This window comes from Streptomyces sp. CG 926, from assembly GCF_003148825.1.
GTDB lineage: Bacteria > Actinomycetota > Actinomycetes > Streptomycetales > Streptomycetaceae > Streptomyces.
The window spans coordinates 183,442-198,564 of the sequence record NZ_QGGZ01000006.1 but is presented as its reverse complement, the minus strand read 5'-3'; the positions used below and the strand labels follow the sequence as shown (position 1 = coordinate 198,564).

At 72.5% G+C, this 15,123-nt stretch carries 11 protein-coding genes and 1 pseudogene; 2 read left to right on the top strand and 10 right to left on the bottom strand.

Translation table 11 applies throughout. The features are described from left to right. Positions 1 to 63: 63 nt before the first annotated feature. The 7 genes and pseudogenes from BCL76_RS17915 to BCL76_RS17880 form a co-directional block, all read right to left on the bottom strand. Positions 64 to 885 carry an alpha/beta fold hydrolase gene (locus BCL76_RS17915; RefSeq protein WP_109780494.1) on the bottom strand — a complete coding sequence of 274 codons (822 nt, stop codon included), beginning with the start codon at positions 883 to 885 and terminating at the stop codon, positions 64 to 66. Between the two features lie 297 nt (positions 886 to 1,182). Further along, a pseudogene (locus tag BCL76_RS39845) lies at positions 1,183 to 1,923 on the bottom strand (TylF/MycF/NovP-related O-methyltransferase). A gap of 175 nt (positions 1,924 to 2,098) precedes the next feature. Further along, positions 2,099 to 2,875, bottom strand: coding sequence for an HAD family hydrolase (locus BCL76_RS17900; RefSeq protein ID WP_109780491.1), 777 nt, complete (start codon positions 2,873 to 2,875; stop codon positions 2,099 to 2,101). A gap of 193 nt (positions 2,876 to 3,068) precedes the next feature. Next, a complete protein-coding gene (gene exaC / locus BCL76_RS17895; RefSeq protein ID WP_109780490.1) occupies positions 3,069 to 4,592 on the bottom strand; it encodes an acetaldehyde dehydrogenase ExaC in 1,524 nt (507 codons plus the stop codon). A gap of 54 nt (positions 4,593 to 4,646) precedes the next feature. Further along, the gene (locus tag BCL76_RS17890) at positions 4,647 to 5,954 is read right to left on the bottom strand and encodes a GAF domain-containing protein (protein ID WP_109780489.1); all 1,308 of its coding nucleotides are present in this window, start codon (positions 5,952 to 5,954) and stop codon (positions 4,647 to 4,649) included. Positions 5,955 to 6,181: 227 nt separating this feature from the next. Next, the gene (locus BCL76_RS17885; RefSeq protein ID WP_146228398.1) at positions 6,182 to 7,339 is read right to left on the bottom strand and encodes an SWIM zinc finger family protein; all 1,158 of its coding nucleotides are present in this window, start codon (positions 7,337 to 7,339) and stop codon (positions 6,182 to 6,184) included. A 159-nt stretch (positions 7,340 to 7,498) separates the two neighbouring features. Continuing rightward, positions 7,499 to 10,468, bottom strand: coding sequence for a DEAD/DEAH box helicase (locus tag BCL76_RS17880; protein WP_109780487.1), 2,970 nt, complete (start codon positions 10,466 to 10,468; stop codon positions 7,499 to 7,501). A gap of 185 nt (positions 10,469 to 10,653) precedes the next feature. On the opposite strand from BCL76_RS17880, the gene BCL76_RS17875 reads away from it, so the two are divergent. Next, the gene (locus BCL76_RS17875; protein WP_030767739.1) at positions 10,654 to 10,836 is read left to right on the top strand and encodes a hypothetical protein; all 183 of its coding nucleotides are present in this window, start codon (positions 10,654 to 10,656) and stop codon (positions 10,834 to 10,836) included. 271 nt (positions 10,837 to 11,107) lie between these two features. On the opposite strand, the gene BCL76_RS17870 is transcribed toward BCL76_RS17875, so the two are convergent. Next, the gene (locus BCL76_RS17870; RefSeq protein WP_181382616.1) at positions 11,108 to 12,118 is read right to left on the bottom strand and encodes a polyprenyl synthetase family protein; all 1,011 of its coding nucleotides are present in this window, start codon (positions 12,116 to 12,118) and stop codon (positions 11,108 to 11,110) included. 371 nt (positions 12,119 to 12,489) lie between these two features. Then, positions 12,490 to 13,278, bottom strand: coding sequence for a hypothetical protein (locus tag BCL76_RS17865; RefSeq protein ID WP_109780485.1), 789 nt, complete (start codon positions 13,276 to 13,278; stop codon positions 12,490 to 12,492). Between the two features lie 135 nt (positions 13,279 to 13,413). Here BCL76_RS17865 and BCL76_RS17860 point away from each other — a divergent pair, with 135 nt between their 5' ends. Then, positions 13,414 to 14,328, top strand: coding sequence for an oxygenase MpaB family protein (locus tag BCL76_RS17860; protein WP_109780484.1), 915 nt, complete (start codon positions 13,414 to 13,416; stop codon positions 14,326 to 14,328). A gap of 51 nt (positions 14,329 to 14,379) precedes the next feature. Here the strand turns inward: BCL76_RS17860 and BCL76_RS17855 are convergent, their stop codons facing one another. After that, the gene (locus tag BCL76_RS17855) at positions 14,380 to 14,979 is read right to left on the bottom strand and encodes a class I SAM-dependent methyltransferase (RefSeq protein WP_109780483.1); all 600 of its coding nucleotides are present in this window, start codon (positions 14,977 to 14,979) and stop codon (positions 14,380 to 14,382) included. Positions 14,980 to 15,123 lie beyond the last annotated feature (144 nt).

The window sequence follows — 15,123 nt, the reverse complement described above, 5'->3', positions numbered from 1 at the left end:
CACGGGGAGTCCCCCACCTACGTGGGGGCCGCGTGACAGCGAGGGCCCGGGTCCTGCCCGGGCCTACCGCGGCGGGCCGAGGTGCTCCAGCAGCAGCTTCGACGTGATCTCGGGCGCCTCCTCCGGAGCGAAATGCCCTACGCCCGGCAGAAGTTCGAGTCGGTAGGGGGCGTCGACCCAGTTCGCGGTGTCCTCGATCCCCGACAGGGCTACGGCCACATCGTCGGTGCCTGCGATGAGGAGGGTGGGCACACACGTCTTGGCAGGCTTGGGAAACCCGCCGGCGCGGTACCAGTTCAGGGCGGCGGTCAGCAGCCCGGGCTCCTTGGCGAACCGTGCGTAGTAGTAGTCCACGAGCTGCGGGTCGGGCAGGCCGAAACGGTCGAAGTCGGCGAGCATCGCCTCCTCGGGGACGGGAGGGGGCTGGCGGAACAGCTCCTGGTACCGCGACATGCGTTGCTGTACGGGATCCTGGCGCAACGCCCGGCCGAACGCACCCGGGTGCGGCAGGGAGACGGCCGTCAGAGTACGCACCCGCCCGGGCTCCAGGGTGGCCGTCGCCCAGGCGATGGCGGCGCCCCAGTCGTGTCCGGCCAGATGGAAGCCGTCCCAGCCCAGCGCGTCGGCGATCCGCAGGACGTCGTCGACGAGGTGGCCGGTCGCGTACTCCTTCAGGTCCGTCGGCCGTACGCCCGGCGAGTAGCCCCGCTGGTCGGGGGCCACGGCTCTGAAACCCTGTTCGCCAAGAGCCCGCAGCTGGTGCTCCCACTGGACGGAGAACTGCGGGAAGCCGTGGAGCAGCAGGACCGGCGTTCCGTCCGAGGGCCCTGCGGCCAAGGCGTCGAAGACACCAGCCTCGGTGGGAATGGTCTCCTGGGTCAGCACGTTCGGGCACTCCTTCGGGCGGCGGTATGCGCGTACGGCACAGCGTCCTTCCGCCCTCGTCGTCGATTTGCTCGAGGTATTTCCACTGCGGCCAGGCAGGCCTTCGCGCCTGCTCTGGGGAAGCCTGTCGGGGGAGGAAGCCGAACAGCGGATGGCCGCACACAGGTGCTCCGCGATCAGCTCCGACAACCACTGCGCGAAGTGTCCGGGCTCGGTCGGAACCTGATCCGCCGGCTCCTGCACGCGCGCGACGGAGCCGTCGACCCCGCCCTCCTCCATGTCCTGGAACTCTTTCGTTCAGACGGCGGGCGGACGCGAGTGGAACGCCGCGTGGCGGTAGATCCCGAGTTCGCAGCCCTCACCGGCACGGACCACTGGGTAAGCGGTGGTGCCGAAGTAGTCCTGGCAGGCTTTGAAGACCCCTGGGTACCTCGGTTTGGCGACGGCGGGCCGCTGGAGCGGGATGCCGGGGTCGGCATAGTCGTCGACCAGGATCACCGCGCCGGGTGCCAGGCGGGGCACGCAGTGGGTCAGGCCGGTGAGGATCGAGTCGTACATGTCTCCGTCGAGGTAGACGAGCGCGATGGTCTCGGGCAGTCGGCCGGGAAGGGTGTCGGCGAACTAACCGGCGTGGATGGTGGGCTGCCGGAGTCCGAAACGGTCGTGCAGCGCGGTGACGTCCTCGGGGCCGGCGGTGAACTCGCCTTCCGGGACCGTGGCATTGTCTCGCCGGCCGCCACTGGGCAGGCCTTGGAAGGAGTCGTAGGTGTGGACGGCCCGCTCGTCGCCGAGCCCGGTCAGGACGGTCCGGAGCCAGGTGGTCATGGCGCCGCGGTAGCAGCCCAGCTCCACGATCGCGCCTTGGATGTTCTCGTGGGTCAGGCGGGTCAGCTCGCGCTCGACGACGGGGAGCCGCCCGCGGTCGACGGTGCGCGTGTACTCGCTCTCCAGGACGGAGCGGATCTGGTCGCGGTGGGGGTGGGGCATGGTGGTCCTGTCTCGGACGGGTTGACGGTCCTGCCGCCTCGGGCAGTACACGGCGCAACGATTCAGCAGCCTCGGCGGACACGTGCGGCCCCGCACGGTCGGAGGAGCGCGGGAAGCACGGCCGAGCCCGGGGGAGCCGCCCGGCAGGCGCTCCGGGAGCCGGTGTGCCGGATGTGCCCCGGTCGCCCGGGCCACCCGCGGATGGAGGTGCCGCACGCGGCAGCGGCTACACGGGCGGCTCCGGGAGGACCTCGGATCCTCCTGCACGCCAGCAGGTGAGCCACCGGTCCAGTCTGAGATCCAGGAGGGACTCCCAGGCGAGGTCCGCCAGTGGGCACGTGCCCCCGACCACCACGACCGGGATCCCGGCGGCCTTCGCGGCCCGCACCCCCACGGCGGAATCCTCGAACGCCAGGACGGAGCCCGGCGGGACCTCGAGGTCCCGGCACGCGGCGAGGTAGATATCCGGAGCCGGCTTGGAAGCGCCTACCTCGTCCGCCGCGACCGTGACGGCGAACCGGCCGCCGAGCCCGATCGCCTCCAGCGTCAGGTCCAGCACGCGCCGCGGCGCGTTGCTCGCCACGGCCACCGGCATCAGCTCCGCGATCCGGGCCACGCACCGCAGGGCCCCGACCATCGGGCGCACCCCGGACCGAATGCGCCGCATACCGGCGTCCAGGAGCTCCCGTTCGATGAACCGCTCACGCCCCGTCTCCGTGAAATGCCCGGCCATCATCGCGGCCACGTCCGGCACGTCGAGCCCGAGCAGTGCCTCCCGCTCGACGTCTCCGAAGGCCAGCCCCCTGCGCCGGTACAGCTCGGCTCTCGCCGCGGCCCACAGGGGCTCCGAATCGGCCAGCAGGCCGTCGCAGTCGAACACCACGGCCGAGGGCGCCGGCCCGCGCCAGACCGTGCCGCCGTCGGCCGCCGTGGGAAACGTCGTCCACTCGGCAGGCCCGGACCATCTGCCGGGAGCAGCCCCGGCCACCTGTTGCTTGTTCACGTGAGGGCAACGCTCTACCGGCTACAAGGTCACCAGCGGCGCGGTCGGACCACCCGTACCTGCACAGCGGTCAGAACGATCTCCTGGGTGAACGAACCGCTTCTCCGTGCCCGGGGCCCTGCCTGCGCCCGGTACGACGCCGCGGGGTGCCTTTGGATCGGCAATCTCCATACCGATGGGCAGACTTGGGACGCTAGAAGAACCCCAGTGCCTTCGGCGAATAGCTGCAAAGAATGTTCTTCGTCTGCTGGTAGTGCTCCAGCATCATCTTGTGGGTCTCCCGGCCGATGCCCGACTGCTTGTAGCCGCCGAACGCGGCGTGGGCCGGGTAGGCGTGGTAGCAGTTCGTCCAGACCCGGCCCGCCTGGATCGCGCGGCCGGCGCGGTAGGCCGTGTTGATGTCCCGGGTCCATACGCCCGCGCCCAGGCCGTACGCCGTGTCGTTCGCGATCCGGACGGCGTCCTCGAAGTCGTGGAAGGAGGTCACCGACACCACCGGGCCGAAGATCTCCTCCTGGAAGATCCGCATGCGGTTGTCACCCTCGAAGATGGTCGGCTCGACATAGAAGCCGCCGGCGAGGTCGCCCTCCAGTTGCCGGCGCTCGCCGCCCGTGAGGATCTTCGCCCCCTCCTGCCGGCCGATCTCCACGTACGACAGGACCTTCTTCAGCTGCTCCTCGGAAGCCTGCGCACCGATCATCGTGTCCGTGTCCAACGGATGCCCAGGAACGATCAGTTCGGTACGGGCCACGGCGGCGTCGAGGAAGTCCCCATACCGGCCCCGCTCGACCAGGGCGCGCGAGGGGCTCGTGCACACCTCGCCCTGGTTGAGGGCGAACATGGTGAAGCCCTCCAACGCCTTGTCGCGCAGGTCGTCGTCCGTGGACCAGATGTCGTCGAAGAAGAGGTTCGGGCTCTTGCCGCCGAGTTCCAGGGTGACCGGCTTCAGGTGCTCGGCCGCGTACTGCATGATCAGCCGACCGGTGGCCGTCTCCCCGGTGAAGGCGATCTTCGCCGCCCGGGGGCTGGACGCGAGCGGCTTGCCCGCCTCCTCCCCGTAGCCGTTGACGATGTTGACCACGCCCGCCGGCAGCAGGTCAGCCACCAGGCTCAGCCAGTAGTGGACGGAGGCCGGGGTCTGCTCGGCCGGCTTGAGGACCACGGTGTTGCCCGCCGCCAGCGCCGGAGCCAGCTTCCACACCGCCATCAGGATCGGGAAGTTCCACGGGATGATCTGCCCGACCACGCCCAGCGGTTCGTGGAAGTGGTAGGCGACGGTGTCGTCGTCGATCTGGCTCAGCGCGCCCTCCTGTGCGCGCAAGGCTCCCGCGAAATACCGGAACTGGTCCACGGCCAGAGGCAGGTCGGCAGCCAAGGTCTCGCGTATCGGCTTGCCGTTCTCCCAGGTCTCCGCGACCGCGAGCGCCTCCAGGTTCGCCTCCATCCGGTCCGCGATGCGCAGCAGGACGGACGCGCGCTCGCCGACCGAGGTACGCCCCCACCCGGGCGCCGCCGCGTGGGCCGCGTCCAGCGCCCGCTCCACGTCCTCGGCGGTGCCCCGGGCGACCTCCGTGAAGACCTGGCCGTTGACGGGGGAGGGGTTCTCGAAGTACCGGCCGCGGGCGGGCGGGGCGTACGCGCCGCCGATGAAGTGGTCGTAGCGGGGCGCGTACGACATGAGCGCCCCCTCGGTTCCGGGCGCAGCGTAGCGGGCCATGGTGTCCTCCCCTTGCCGGGCGCCGGCCGCCGTCGGACAGCGCTCGGGGGGAGGCTAGGAGCGGGCAGGTTGCGGATACGTTGCACGCCGCCGACCAGCGGGATCCGGGCGCGCGCCGAGCTCCCGGTCCAAGGCGTGTACGCGGGCGAGCGCGGCCGGACGGCGCTCCGGCGGCAGCGCCGTCGCCAGCGCCCGCCACGCCTCCGGGTCGTCCGCGCCCCACGGGCGGCACACCCAGTCGGCCAGCAGCCCGGCATCGGCCCGCGCGATCACCGCCGCCCGCGCCTGCTCCTCGATCCGGCGCCGCAGCCGGACGATGCCGGGCGCGGTGGAGGCCGGCAACAGCGGCCCGGGGTAGCGATGGAGGGCCGCGGACACCGCCCCCGCGGCCAACTGCCTGGTCAGGAGGGTGAAATCGGTGTCCAGCGGACCGGCCGTGCGATACGGCCGCGAAAGCGGCGCCGACGGTCCGAGCAGGGCGCGCAGCCGGGACATCTCGGCCCGCAGCGTCACCGGTGACACCGACTCGTCCTCGTACAGGGCGATCGCCAGCTCCTCGCCCGAAAGACCCTCGCGGTGGTGCGCCAGCAACGCCATGATCTCGCTGTGCCGCCGTCCCAGTCGAAGGGTGCGACCGGCGGTCACCAACAGAGCCTCGTCCTGGCCCAAGGCGGCCAGGGTGTCCGCGGCGGCCGGCGGCCTCGGTTCGAGCAGCGTCAACTGGGCTTCCGCCGCTCGGGCCACCGCTTGAACGAAGCCGAGGGAGTGCGGGTGGGCCAGGCTGTCGCCCCCGGTGATGTCCACGGCCCCCAGCAGCCTGCCCGTCCGGGGGTCCCGCACCGGCGCTGCCGCGCAGGTCCACGGGTGCACCCGGCGGCTGAAGTGCTCGGCCCCGAAGACCTGCACCGGTTCACCTGTCGCGACCGCCGTCCCGGGGGCGTTGGTCCCCATCGCCGACTCCGCCCAGCGCGCACCCGGAACGAAGCCGAGGCCCTCGGCCCGCCGCAACGTGCCCGGTTCGCCCTCCACCCACAAGAGGCTGCCCCGCGCGTCGCACACGGCCAGCAGATGCGCCCCGTCCGCGGCGAACGCCCCGACGAGATCCCGGAACAGCGGCATCACCCGGGCCAGCGGGTGCTCCTGGCGGTACGACCGCAGCTCCGCCTCCGTGAGTTCCACCCGAGGCGTGCACTCCGGGCTGAGGCGGGCTCGCGCGCACCGCCGCCAGGACCGCGCGATGACCGCCCGCACCGGGGCGTCGACCCGCCCGTCCCGGGTGAACGCGGCATGGGCCCGGCGTAGTTCGCGCGTCCGCGCGGCCGGATCGGCCCCGCCCGGCAGCGCCACCGACGGATCGCCCATGTCACCCTCCTGTGGTTCCGCGCGGTACGGGGCTGCGGAGTTGCGGAGTATGCGGAGTTTGCGGAATTACGAAGCCCCGGACTCGTCGAGCTGCTGGGCTGCCGAGCTGTCGAGCCGTCGAGCTGCTGAGCCGTCGAGCGTCCCCATCGTCGTCCGGGGATCGGGTCCCGGCAAGCCGTGTGTCGGCCAGGGCGCCGGTGGTACGCCGCCCGCGCGGGGCCGAAACCTCACGGGGCGGGATCGGCCTCCCACGCCGAGCCCGGGTCCGGGGCGGAGGGACCGGACGGGATCCACCGCCCCGCCTCGCGGTGGTACGGCCACCAGCGTCCCTCCCGCCCCAGCCGGAGCTGGCGGTCGGTGCCCGCCTGCGTCCAGCGGGCGCGGACCCGGCGGAGCGCCGGCGCCTCCCCGTCCGCCCAAGCCGCGGCCAGGGCCGCCCGGGCGCGGGCCAGGGTGCTCCGGTCCGGCGTCCAGTCGTCCTCCAGCGCCGAGAGGCCCGGGGCCGCGCCGAAGCCCCAGGCGCGTACGGCCAGTTCCATCTCGGCCCGGCTGCGTCCGGTAGCCGCCGCCAGGCGGGAGCGGACCCGGAAGTCATCGGCCTCGGCCGTGAGGCGTACGGCGTCCTCGGCGAGCGTGAGCGGGGCCGTCGGGGCGCGATCGGCGTGGCCCGGAGCCAGGGCCTCCGCGAGCCGCCGGTGGGCCTCGGTCGCGGCCGCCTGGGCCAGGAACTCCACCGCGTCCACATCGAGAGGCGGTTCCGGTTCCGCCTCCGTGTCCAGCGTCGGAGGCTGGCCCGGCGCCTCGGGCAGCTCCGGCAGCGGGGGCAGCACGGGACGGGCAGCACCCGCCGCGAAGACCTCCGCCGCCGGGACCCCCTCGTCGACGGGCCCGTCCGGAGCCTCCGCTTCTGCTTCCGCCGTGCTCCGCTCCGCCAGGTCGTCCACCAGCTCCCGCTCGCCCCGGCCCCGCAGGAGCAGCAGGACGAAGGGGTCCTGGTCCAACAGCCGAGCCACCTGGTAGCAGAGCGCGGCCGTGTGCGGGCAGTGGTCCCACTCACCGCAGTCGCAGCGCGGATCGAGGTCCCCGATGCCGGGCAGCAGTTCCACCCCGGCGGCGGCCGCGTCCTCGGCGAGTTCCGGCGGCACCTCCCGGTCGAGCAGAGCCGCGATGTGCCCGGCCTCCGCGGCCGCCAGATCCAACAGCCGGTTCCACTGCGCTTGCGTGAACTCCTGTACCAGCACGTCCGTCCGATGCGCCGTCCCGTCCGGGTCGCGCACCACCGCGGTGATCCCGCCGGGGCGCACCGACACCGCGCCGACCGCGCCCGAGCGGGCGTACCGGCGACCGTGTTTGACCTGCGTCCCGTCGAGCGCGCTGTCCTCCAAGGCGCGCAGCCAGGCATGGCCCCACCAGGTGTGGGCGAAGCCGCGGCCGCGAAGGGGCGCAACGGCCGGGAAGGTCTTCTCGTACGGCTCCCGGTCCCGGCCTCCGTCTCGGTCTTGGTCTCGGTGTCGGTTTCGGTTTCGGTTTCGGCTGTTCATCGCTCACTCCCCGCGTGTGATCGGGCGTAGCGCCACGAGTTCGGCCAGTTCGGCATCGGTCAGTTCGGTCAGCGCGCCCTCGCCGCCCGCGAGGACGGAGTCGGCGAGTGCCCGTTTGCGCGCGAGGAGCTGTGCGATCCGGTCCTCGACGGTGCCTTCGGCGATGATCCGGTGGACCTGGACGGGCTGGGTCTGGCCGATGCGGTAGGCGCGGTCGGTGGCCTGTTCCTCGACGGCCGGGTTCCACCAGCGGTCGAAGTGGATGACGTGCCCGGCCCGGGTGAGGTTCAGCCCGGTGCCCGCCGCCTTCAGGGACAGCAGGAAGACGGGGACCTCACCCGCCTGGAACCGGTCCACGAGCTCCTCACGGCGCGGCACCGGCGTCCCCCCGTGCAGCAGTTGCGAGCTGATCCCGCGGGCCGCCAGATGCTTCTCCAGGATCCTGGCCATCGCCACGTACTGGGTGAAGACGAGGACCGAGCCGCCCTCCGCCAGGATCGTGTCGAGGAGTTCGTCGAGGAGCTCCAGCTTCCCGGAGCGGGCGCCGCCGCCACCGGTCGCCTTCGCGCCGGGTTCCGCCGGACCGTGCTCCCGCAGGTAATGGGCCGGGTGATTGCAGATCTGCTTGAGGGAGGTCAGCAGCTTGACCACCAGACCGCGCCGCTCCATCCCGTCCGACTCCGAGATCGCGGCGAGGGTCTCGCGTACGACCGCCTCGTAGAGCGAGGTCTGCTCGGGGCTGAGGGCGACGGCGTGGTCGGTCTCGGTCTTGGGCGGCAGCTCGGGTGCGATGCCGGGATCGGACTTCTTGCGACGCAGCAGGAACGGCCGGACGAGCGCCCCGAGCCGGGCGGCGGCCTGCGGGTCGCGGCCGTTCTCCACGGGGTCGGCGTAGCGGGAGCGGAAGGTGCCGAGGCGGCCCAGGATCCCGGGGGTGGTCCAGTCGAGGACGGCCCACAGCTCGGAGAGGTCGTTCTCCACGGGGGTGCCGGTCAGGGCCACGCGAGCCGGGGCCGGGATGGTGCGCAGGGCCTTGGCGGTGGAGGAACGCGGATTCTTGACGTGCTGGGCCTCGTCGGCCACCACCATGCCCCAGCGGACGGCGGCGAGTGCGGGCGCGTCCAGGCGCATGGTGCCGTAGGTGGTGAGGACGAAACCCCCGCTGAGGTCGGTGGGGCCCGTGGGGCTGGTGAGGTCGGTGAGGCTGCGGCCCGGGCCGTGGAAGCGACGTACGGGGGTGCCGGGGGCGAACTTCTCGATCTCCCGCTGCCAGTTGCCCAGCAGCGAGGCCGGGCAGACCACCAGGGTCGGTCCGGCGGTGGTGGGGTCCTCGGGCCGGTTGCGGTGCAGGTGGAGCGCGATGAGGGTGACGGTCTTGCCGAGGCCCATGTCGTCGGCGAGGCAGGCGCCGAGGCCGAGCGAGGTCATCCGGGCCAACCAGCGCAGGCCGCGCAGCTGGTAGTCCCGCAGGGTGGCGCGCAGCTGCGGCGGCACGTCGACGGCGTCGGTCTCCTCCTGCGGGTCGGCGGTCAGCCGCGCACGTAGTCCTTCCAACGGACCGGTGGCCGCTACGTCGACCCGCTTGCCGTCGATCTCCGCAGACCCGGTGAGTACGGCGGCCAGCGCCTCCGCGGCCGCGATCCTACGGTCCTGGCGGGCGCGGGCCTGGCGGGCCTCGGCGGGATCGACCAGGACCCAGCGGTCGCGCAACCGCACCAGGGGGCGCTTCGACTCGGCCAGGCGGTCGAGCTCGGCCCGGGTCAGATCGCCCTGGTCGCCCAAGGCGTGGCGCCAGCTGAAGGAAAGCAGGGCACCCGGGGAGAGCAGGCCGGAGGGGCGGGCACTCACGGTGGTGTCGTCGGGGGAGCCGAGGACGGCCCGGGCGCTGAGGTCGCGCAGGAGACCTCGCGGCCAGTGCACCTGGACCCCGTCGGCGGCCAGGGCGGCGGCGGCTTCGCCGAGCAGCTCCGTGACCTCCTCGTCGGCGAGTTCGACCGAGTCCGGGACGGCCGCGCCCAGCAGTGGGGCGAGCGGGGGCCACACTCGGGAGGCGCGGCGCAGGGCGCGCAGCGCGTCCATCCGGGCTCCGGCCGGGAAGGCGGCCGCGGTGGCTCCGGAGCCGGCCCAGACGTCGGCGGCGTCGGCGACGAGGGCGGCGTCGGCCGGGCTGTGCAGCTGCAGGACGGCGCGGAAGACGGGGGCGGCGTCGAGGGCGGAATCGGGGGCGGCTTCCGGCGCGGCTTCGAGGGGATGTACCGCGTCCGGGTCGGGGACGTGGTCGAGTTCGATCCGTAGGGAGATCCGCACCCCGGCGTCGTGGCCGGCGGCGACCTCGGCGACCCATCCGCGCAGCTCGGGGTGGAGCCGCGGCGGGCGGTCGGCGTACGTGGGCCCACCGGCGGCCGCCGGGGCGGCGGGAGAGCGGGGGAGGGTGTCGGCGACGGCATCGAGGAAGGCCCGCAGCAACGGCTCCGGCGCGGGCAGCCGGGGCGGTCCGTCGGAGTTCAGCGGCACGCAGTGGGCGGCGGCCGGCATAGCGGCGGCCAGCTCCCGGATCTCGTCGAGGTCGGCGGCCCCCAGAGGTCCGATCCTCCAGGCGTCGTGCCCGGTGGGGCTCAAGCCGGGCAGGAGCTGCCCGCGCGCGGCGAAGCGCAGGGCGAGCAGCGCGGCGGCGCCCCAGAACGCCGCGGTGCCGGCACCCGCGGCCACGGTGTCGGCCTCCGCCGCGGTGGACCGGGCGCGGGTGAGCAGGGGCAGGGCTTCGTCCATGGACAGGACGAGCGCGAGCACGGTGGCCCGACGCAGGTCAGGGGTGATGACCGTGAGCTCCTCCAGGCCACCGACGGAGGCCCCGGCAGCGGTGGCGACGGGCTTGCCGTCGGGCCGCCAGAGGGCGATCCGGCCGCAGCGGGCCGGGTCGGCGGGAAGGAACACGGCGGAGTGGTGGATGAGGCCGGAGATCTCGGAGAGCACGCATTCCTCAAACTTGACTACTGGGTACGGGGTGGCCGAGGGTACCCCAACGCGGGCGCCCGACGCTGGGAGCGCCGCCGTGACCCGGGTCACTTCGAAGGTCGGTCGGGCGTAGGGGAACGCGCGGTCGTGACGGCACGTTGAGGGGGTGAGTAGTGGTCGACGGCAGAAGGAGGTGTCCGCAGATGTCCACGAGCGGAAAGATCGCGGTTGCCGGAGTCGTGGCAGCCATCGCACTGTTCTGGACGGTGGGGTTCTGGGCGGGGTTGCTGGTCCTGATCGGCGTGCCGCTCGCCGCCTATCTCCTGCTGGACCCCTCCCAGCGGCGTCGGCTGCGGGGTGTGTCCAGGAAGCAGATCGGCCGCTGACGGCGGCCGCGCGCGCGGTCGCCCCTCGGGGTGCGGCCGGGCTCCGGCTTCGATGCGGAGCCCGGCGGGCGTGACCGCGGGGCGAGGTCCTCGTGCGTACCCGCTCGGTGGCGGTCACGCCCGAGTGGTGTGGCGGCCCCGCCCGCGCGGCGCGGTTCACGACGAAGCGGGTCGGGCGGCGCGGTTCACGACGACGCGGTTCGCGCGGCGCGGGTCCGGCGGCGCCGCTCGCCACGGCAAGGTCCGGCGGCGCCGCTCACGACGACCGGGGTCAGGCGGCGCCCCGTACGGCGACCGGTGTGAGATCGAGGTCGAGGTCGGCTTCGAGCAACATCTGGGACGCGTGGTCCACGAGGTGCCGGAGCACCGGCAAGTAGGTCTCGTCACCGCCCAGTTCGTCGAGGATGCGGTGCCCCTCGGCGCGGAACACGTCGATCTCCGCCCGGTACCGGGCGAGGGCGGTGGGCGTCCGCAGCAGCCCGTCCAGTTCCGTTCTGGCCTGATGTGAGCGCCCGGCGGCAGCGCACAGACCCAGGATGCGCTCCCGGTCATCGGGCGAGGCGTCCTCGACGACGGAGGCGAGGAGATAGGTGACGGTGCCGTTGAGCAGGTCTTCATTGCGACCGGACAGGATGTCTTCCTGGTCGTTGAATATCTGCCAAAGGATGCCGAAGACGTAGCCGAATTCACGCCACAGCTCCACCTTCTCGGCCGTCGTTCCCGAGAATATGGCGGCCATCGCCGTGATCATCCCGAAGGGGGCGCCGGACTTGCCGCGGTACGTCTCGACCACCGATTTCCGCGAGGCGCAGCCGATGTCCCCGCGCATGTCGTCGATCTGCCCGTCGACGCCGATGATCCAGCCGTTGAGGATCTCGGTTATCAGCGCACTGCGCGCCGATTCCGGGAGATCCTGCGACAGGAGGATCTGAATGGGGAGAGAGTTGCCCGTGATGACGGAGGCGAGCAGTGCTTCGTTCTCGGTGAGCTCACCGGAGATGGAGGCGCCGTCGGCGTCCGCCAGGTCGTCGAGATAGCAGGCCGAGGTCCACCACAGCAGATGGACGGCGGACAGCGGAATGGCCGGTTTCGGATTACCGGTTTCTATGGCGTGCGTGAGGAGCGGCAGCACCGAGAGGGGATGTCTCAGTTTGCGCTGCTCCAAGAGCTTGGCCACCGAGTTCCTGGTCGTGCCGGCCAGGGGGCCGAGGCGCTCCAGCGCGGTGTCGATCTCCGCGTCGATGTCCTGCGAAACTTCCCGGTGCAGGTCCAGGTAGGACATGGAATTCAAGAATGGCCTCCGTCGTGGAATGGGCCGCAGGTGCGCGGGGCACACCTTTGAGCCGCGTGACTGGCCGATTCGATCATTCCGGACGAGGGGGATCCAGAGCTATTTCCAGCCACTCAGGCCGAATCTTTTCTCTCATGAGGGGTCCGCGCGGACCGCGCCCGACCCCGGGCGTCGACGAACCGATCGGTATGGGGCGTACATCACGGCCCCTGTCGTCGCCGTCGCCGTCGCCGTCGCCGTCGCCGTCGCCGTCGCCATCGTCGTCGCTGTCGCTGTCGCTGTCGCCATCGTCGTCGCTGTCGACATCGGCGCCCGCGGGCTCATGACAGGGCCCCTTGGGCTCATGACAGCGCCCCGCGGGCTCATGACGGGCGGACCGCGATCCGGTCCAGCGCCGTCAACAGGTCCGGCAGGTCCGGCAGATCCGCCTCCCCGTCGTGGGGAACGGTGAGCACCTCGCTCGGTTCCTCGTCCAGCAGGACGAAGGCCGCCTCGCCGGTACGCGCCACCAGCGACCAGCCGGGCCCGTCCACCCGCAGCGTCCTGGCCCCCTCGCCGGCGAAGGAGGACCGCACCCGGCCGGGCGGCGGCGGGGTCTTCGTGTACGCCGAGGCCTCTTCCAGCGCCCGCGCGAGGCCGGGATGCGCGGCGGCCGCCGCCCCACCGTCCGTGGCCTCGCGCTCCCGCCAGTCCGCCCACTCCCGCGCTATCTGGTCCGCGCCCATCCGGCGCTGCACCGGACCCCACGCCTCCGCCGAGGGCGGGGCGAGCGGGACCCGCCCCGTGCCGTCCGCTCCCTGCTCGGGATCGTGCGGATCCGGGATCCCCGACGCGGCCACCGACAACTCCAGTGGCCAGCCCGCCAGCGAGACCACGATCGACCGTTCGTCGGGGGACAGGTCGTACTCCATCCCACAGTCCCAGGAGGCGATGGCCGTCGCGACGAGCGAGACGTCGTCCACGACGACCGTCCAGCGCGCGCCCTCCTCGTCCTGGCCGAGCACCAGCCCGTACCCCTCCCCGCCCGGCGCCACGCCCAGCAGGGCGCACGCCTCGGGGAAGTCGTCGCCCAGGATGCTGGGGAACTGCGCCGGGGTCAGCAGCACAGCGGTCAGCACGTACAGCGAGCCGCCACCCTCGTCGTCGGACACCTGGCCTCCTGGTAGCTCTCTCGTCGGCGCACCTTAACCAGCGGGTAACCCGCCCGTCGAGAGCTTGCGGGACACGATTTCCAAGGCTGCTACCTGCACGTAGAGTTGGGGACCCGCCACAGAAAGGGACACCAGGTGCAGCGTTACGATCGGCTGAGGGAGATCCTCCGTCTCGATCCCGACAAGGACTTCCTCGCCATCTACCGGCTCACCGCCACCTACGAGTTCCCCTGGGACTTCACCCGCGCCCTGGAACTCGCACTGTTCCGGACCTATGCGGTCCCGAGCATCGGTGGCCTGCTGGCCGAGACCGCCGAGTTCACCGACCGCGCCCAGAAGCGCTACGACGACACCGCGCTGCTCCTGGACGCGGTCGTCGAGCACGGCTTCGAGAACGACACCGCGCGCACCGCCATCCGCCGCGTCAACCAGATGCACCGCAGCTACGACATCTCGAACGAGGACATGCGGTACGTCCTGTGCACGTTCGTGGTGATTCCGGCGCGCTGGCTGGACGCCTACGGCTGGCGTCCGCTGACCCACCACGAGCGTCGGGCCTGTGCGAACTACTACGCCACCCTCGGCCGCCATCTGGGCATCACGGACATCCCGGGCTCCTATGAGGAGTTCGAAGCCACTCTCGCGGCCTACGAGGAGGCCCACTTCGGCTGGGACGAAGGCGCCCGCAAGGTCGCCGACTCCACGCTCGACCTCATGGCCTCCTGGTACCCGGCGCCGGTCGCCCCCGCCGTGCGGCGCGCGAGTCTCGCCCTCCTCGACGAGTCGCTCCTGGGTGCCTTCCGGTACGACGCCCCGCCTGCCCCGGTCCGGCGCCTGGTCCAGGGTGCCCTGTGGCTGCGCGGCCGCGCGGTACGGCTGCTGCCCCCGCGCCGGGCCCCGCACTACGCCCGCCAGAACCCGGAGATCAAGGGCTATCCGGACGGCTACGACGTGGGCGAGCTCGGCACGTTCCCCGTGCCCGGCTCGGGTGGCTGCCCCGTGCCGCATCCCCGCCGGCCCGCCGGAGCCGAGGCCCAGCCTCCGACCTGATCCCGGGCACCTCCGCGGACCCCGGGCCGGTGGCCGACGTACAGGCGTATCTCACGGGCGGCGCACGGCCAGCACCAGGAAGCGGTCGTCGTCGTCCGCGTACGAGGTCAGGTCCCAGCCCGAACCGCTCAGCAGCGGGCCGAGGTTGTGCTCGGCCCGCATGTCCTCGGGGGTCAGCTCGCGGCCGTGGCGCGCGGCGAGGGCCGCTCGCCCGATCGGGTGGAAGAGCGCGAGCCCGCCACCGGGACGGACCACGCGGGCGAGCTCACGCAGGTTCGCCCCGGGGTCGGGCAGGTGGGCGATGAGCCCGGCGGCGAAGACCGCGTCGAGCGCCTCGTCGCGCAACGGCAGCCGGGCCACGTCGGCGAGCACCAGGGCGCCGTCGGCGTCCCGCCCCGCTCGCCGCGCGGCGGCCAACATCTGCGGGGTGAGGTCCACTCCGAGCACGGTCCCGCCGGGTCCGACGGCGGTCCGCAGCGCGGTCATGGCCCGCCCGGTGCCGCAGCCCGCGTCGAGCACCCGGTCCCCGGGCCGCAGTCCGAACTCGGTCACGGCAGTGGTGAACGCGGGCCCGTCCCCGGGGAACTTGCGGTCCCAGTCGGCCGCGCGGGCCCCGAAGAACTCCTGCACGTGTGTCTGGTCTTCGCTCATGCGCCCATGATCCCCCACGGGTGTCCGCCGGCGGCGTCCCAGCGGACCGTGTGCAAGCTGGCACGTGGTGTGATCGGAGATGAACGTAGCTCTGTCATATTCCAGCAGTTCCAGCTGCTTTCGAAATGCGCCCCTTGTTCGCGC